At 57.5% G+C, this 4,776-nt stretch carries 2 protein-coding genes and 2 pseudogenes; all 4 read left to right on the top strand.

What is annotated here, in order from left to right; genetic code table 11:
* Nucleotides 1-375: pseudogene (locus ACFOMF_RS04095) on the top strand (hypothetical protein); the annotation flags it as partial.
* Between the two features lie 955 nt (nucleotides 376-1,330).
* Nucleotides 1,331-2,152: a replication initiation protein gene (locus tag ACFOMF_RS04090; RefSeq protein ID WP_386361512.1), complete on the top strand. Its 822-nt coding sequence runs from the start codon at nucleotides 1,331-1,333 to the stop codon at nucleotides 2,150-2,152.
* Nucleotides 2,153-3,542: 1,390 nt separating this feature from the next.
* Complete coding sequence (locus ACFOMF_RS04085) at nucleotides 3,543-4,160, top strand: recombinase family protein (protein ID WP_386361510.1); 618 nt, start codon at nucleotides 3,543-3,545, stop codon at nucleotides 4,158-4,160.
* Nucleotides 4,161-4,427: 267 nt separating this feature from the next.
* Nucleotides 4,428-4,776: pseudogene (locus tag ACFOMF_RS04080) on the top strand (hypothetical protein); the annotation flags it as partial.

The raw sequence follows: 4,776 nt of genomic DNA, 5'->3' as shown, positions 1-4,776 counted from the left end.
ACGGAAATCATCGAGGGCATCGCTCGGTTGGATTGGCATGACCACGGGTCGGATGAGGTCAGCAAGCCGCTTTCGGTCAAAAACCTGATGCTGATTCTTGAGGCCATCGAGGTCGTCACCACGGCTGCCGTCAGCGAGTTGCTGGGGATCGGTGCGCGTCATGCCCAGCGGTACGTTAAGGCAATTCAGTTGGCCCTCCCGTTTTTGATGAAATCCCGCCCGAAGCGGCTGATTGACGATATGGAAGGGAATCTGCCGGTTGGGCTGGCGACGTTCTGGGATGACACGAACCCCGTCCCGCCTTGCCCGATGGACCTTGCCAAGCTGCACCGAGCGATTGGTATCGACGCCATTGAATTAGCGCCGCATGTATAAGAAGCAACCCGAGGTCCACCGCTCAGGACTCCCGACAGGTGCTCCCTGAATTAACGCCGCATGTATATAGAGGACCTGAGGACCAACTGGCTTCGCCATCGGAGACCCTATAGGAACGGGGATCAAGATTGAAAATCATCCCCCCTCCCTAAGGCTCCTTAGGGTCGGATTTGATGAGCAAACAACGGAAATCCAGAAGTACCAGCGCCAAGCAACCGCCCAGGCCCGCAAGGACCGTCTGCAAGGTCGTGAGGTCTGCTGATGCGCTACCGCCTTTTTCCGGGAGGCCATGGCGCTGCCCCTCAAGTTCGATATGAGCCGACACCCTGAGGCCCTGAGCCAGCCGTAACAATCGTTCCACTTCGGTTCCCACCCGCTACGAGTCCCTCGGTTTCCTGTTGAAAATCTGACGAGAAAATCTGGGACCCTATTTCAATAATAAGAACGTTCCAGATCCCCCTGGTGCCCCCTCCTGAAAACCCGATGACCACCTAAGGTCGGCGGATGGGGGGAAGCGGATCAGTACCTGTCCTTATCTGTAAGCGCATCACAGCGGCGGCTGAAGGACCCCAAACGAAGCCAATAAGGCACCCACGGCTTCGCCTGTTGGCCGATAGCAGTCTGGGTGATAGCCCTGCTGGTGTTCCTGATGATCGTCGCCCAGGCGGGCTTGTAGAGGCTCGAAAGGTTCGGCTCCCCGGCTCTTGCTTTGGCTCTTGATTTGAGAAGGTGAAACCGAAAGCTCTTATTTTTTACTTTTTAAGCTTTAAAAGCCTTTTAGGTCCTCTACAGGCCGCTCCATCCGGGGCTTTCAGCTTCCAAATGTGGAGGGATTGACGGTCATTAAGGGACAGATTGACGGTCAAATGTGGAGGGATTGACGGTCAAATGTGGAGGGATTGACGGTCAATTATGAGAAGGTTAATGTTCTCATGGTTAACCAGGGAGAACCTCCATGCCGCAGGGCCTTCAAGTCGTCAAATCGAATCACATCGTCTCGGCGTCCTACCGGCTTAGCGTGGCGGAACAACGCATCATTCTGAGCTGCATTGCCCAGGTCCGTAGGGACCAAGCAGTCACCGATGAAATCCTCTACTCGGTATCGGCCGCTGACATTGCCCAGCTCTGCCAGACCGATCAGGCGACGGCCTACAGGGACCTTGCGGTCGCTGCTGAGCGGCTGTTTGACCGGCGCATCACGATCCTTTTCGAGCCTGATGGCAGCTCCAGGCCAGCCCGTAAGCGCCTCACCCGGTGGGTCCAGACCGTCGACTACATCGAGAAGGAGGGGCGCGTGGAGCTGCGTTTCGGCAAGGACATCCTGCCGTTCCTGACGGGGCTCACCGAGCAGTTCACCCGGTACGAGCTGTCGGCTGTTGCCCGGATGACCAGTGCCTATGCGATCCGCCTATTCGAGATGTTGGCGCAGTACGGCTCCGTGGGGAGTCGAGAGGTAAGCCTTGAGCAGCTTCGGGAGTGGTTCCAGCTTGAGGGCCGTTACCCATTAATGGCCGACCTTCGGCGCTGGGTTATCGAACCTGCCGTTGCCCAGGTAAACGAGCATTCCCCGCTCCAGGTTGAATGGTTGCCGAAGAAGACGGGCCGCAAGGTGACCCATCTTCAGTTCACCTTCAGGAACAAGACGAAGAAGGTTCCCGAGGGCACCAAACAGGACCCGAAGCGAAAGGTCACCGAGTCCGAATTGAGTAGGCTTGCCCGTCCTGGAGAAAGCCGAGAGCAAGCCCTGGCTCGGCTCGGAGTCACTGTGTCGGGTTGATGCCCGTAGGGCTCCCATAGGCTACGATCAAGCGTCACGTGGCACAGATGGCACAGATGGCACAGATGGCATAAGGGCATGGACCATGACATGGCACACCTTCAAGGAAGCGGTCAGCCTCACCGGGAGGAGCAGGCGATCAATCTATCGGGATATCGAGGCAGGCCGCGTATCGTCTGAATTGGGACGCGATGGGCAACGGCGCTTCGAGACCTCAGAACTGATCCGAGCGTATGGCCCACTGTTGCCAGTGGCACAGCCTGACCCGCCTAAATTGGCACAGGCTGTCACCTCCCCTGAGATGGCCCAGATGCTGGCCGAGGTACAGGCCCTTCGACAGGAAGTGAAGGAGCTACGGGAGGCTCTATTACTGCTTGAACACAAGCCGGCCCAGGCATCCCCTACGGGGCACACAGAAGCCCGCGCAGCCGCATCCAAGGCAGATCCATCCGCTCCACCTCAAGCGCCTCACAGCGAGCCGCTACGGAAGCCTGAGAAGGTTACCTGGGGAAGCCTGCTGGACGCATTGAATGACTGACAACAGCACAAGGCGCAGGGGAATAAGCACAGTCTCCCGCATTCAAGCGAGCTTTCACTAAGGTGGGCGATGAGCACAGCCCTCGAAGGGGAACGGCAATATTTTAGCCATAGAACAGGAAAACCCCCGCCTAAATAAAAGGCAAGGGTTGACATAACGCCATTATTGTGGCATTATTAATACGCCTGTGGGTAAACCTATCTGCTCACCTGACGTATCTGTTTATTCGTTTATGCTTGAATCCGCAAAATCAATCATAGCGATTACGCGCATATTGTCAATGGTGTCGGCCTCTACGGCCTTTGCGGATGGTGCATGGGTACATGCCCAGGTTCTCCTGGGGTCCATCAACAAACGTAGAGGTATCCGTATGGATCTAATAACCATACTCACGGTAATCCTGATGGTGACTGAAATCACCTACTGGGTGCTGCGAATCGCCCAGCTCTTCATGTAAGTGCTTTATCGCCAGGGTCTGTCCAAGCGGCCGGCCTTGGCCCCATTACTCAAGGGGCAGCGCCTGCGTGGGGCTCCTCCTGGAAAGAATTACTGGGCATGGCGCAGCAGTCTCGCTTCATCACCTGACGCCTTCTCCCAGAATTCGCCACAAAAATCTGAGAACCCTTATTCAATAAGGTTTGCAGCGGGGTTCCCCCCATGGCGTGGGGAGCCCCCCTTCGCTTGATCGTGCGGCAGAGCGGGGGGAGGGGCATGGCGTTTTGGGTATACATCAAGCGACACGCCTGGACGGAACCGAAACCGTGGCTCAGGGGTGTAGCGATAATGTCCATTGACTATTCTTTTCGCTGCGCATAATGTAGCTACATCCAAATCGCTACAGGGCATCCTTCCATGCTGATCCGCGCTTACCTTCGAGCTTCGACCACCGAACAAGACGCCACCCGTGCAAAGGACCAGCTTCGGGAGTTCGCCCAGGTCTACGGCCATCGAGTGGCTGGCTACTACGTCGAGAATGAATCAGGGGCCACCCTCAAGCGCCCCGAGTTGTTCCGCCTGCTGGCTGACAGCGAACCTGGGGATGTCCTGCTGGTTGAACAAGTGGATCGGCTGGCCCGCCTGAATGAATCTGACTGGGCCAAGCTGCGGGCCGAACTCCAGGGGAAGGGCGTTCTTGTGGTCGCACTCGATCTGCCGACATCCCACCAAGCCATGAGCGCCAACCGGGTGGCACCGGATGACTTCACCGGGAGAATGTTGGCGGCTATCAATACAATGCTTCTTGACATGCTTGCAGCAGTTGCCCGCAAAGACTACGAAGATCGGCGCAGAAGGCAGGCCCAAGGAATCGAGAAGGCCAAGGCCGATGGGGCGTATCGAGGAAGGAAAACCGACGAGGGCCTACACAAGCGCATTCGGACCCTGCTTGATGAAGGGAAGTCCATTCGGGTGGTCGCTGGGCTGCTTGGATGCTCGACAAACACTGTCCAGCGGGTCCGAGCGACGCTGTAGCGCGTTCCTGGGTGAAATCTGATGCGCTCGCTGGGTGGTTCCCCTGCTCCGTGAGCGTAGAAGCGCCTTGTAGCACGCCTGTAGCCAAAAACCCTCACGGTCCACAAAGCGCGCCACGGGCCGCTCGGTAGGTGACCAATGCACTTGGATGGGTGGCCGGGTGCGTTCAGCCTGGGGCCGCTCCGTGGCTTGCAGAAACCCTCACTATGTACGGCTCGGCAAAACCCCTCACTGAAAGGAATAACCACTTTTCAGGAGGACCACCCCATGCCCGCCCCAGCTTCCTTTGCTGCCGATCTGCCATCCCTGCTTTCTCCTGCCGATCTGCGCAAACTGGACGACAGAATTCGCCGCCGAGCGGATTTTTTGATTTCAATAAAAGCGAAGAACGCGCCCAGACCCAGGGCTCCCGCTGCCGCTTCCCCGACCGCCACGAAAACATCCAATCGAGGCCGCCCTCCCAGGACCATCACCAATCCGTTCGTTGACCTAATCGGACCCACTACCGGCTTCGGGCGCTACCCCTACTTCGCCACGGAAATCATCGAGGGCATCGCTCGGTTGGATTGGCATGACCACGGGTCGGATGAGGTCAGCAAGCCGCTTTCGGTCAAAA

This window comes from Stutzerimonas tarimensis (assembly GCF_042648805.1).
In the GTDB taxonomy this organism is placed as follows: domain Bacteria; phylum Pseudomonadota; class Gammaproteobacteria; order Pseudomonadales; family Pseudomonadaceae; genus Azomonas; species Azomonas tarimensis.
This window is presented reverse-complemented; position numbering and strand designations above follow the sequence as displayed.

Coding starts and splice junctions, on each gene's coding strand:
- ACFOMF_RS04090 (WP_386361512.1), top strand. CDS start 1,331: ATGCCGCAGGGCCTTCAAGTCGTCAAATCGAATCACATCGTCTCGGCG.
- ACFOMF_RS04085 (WP_386361510.1), top strand. CDS start 3,543: ATGCTGATCCGCGCTTACCTTCGAGCTTCGACCACCGAACAAGACGCC.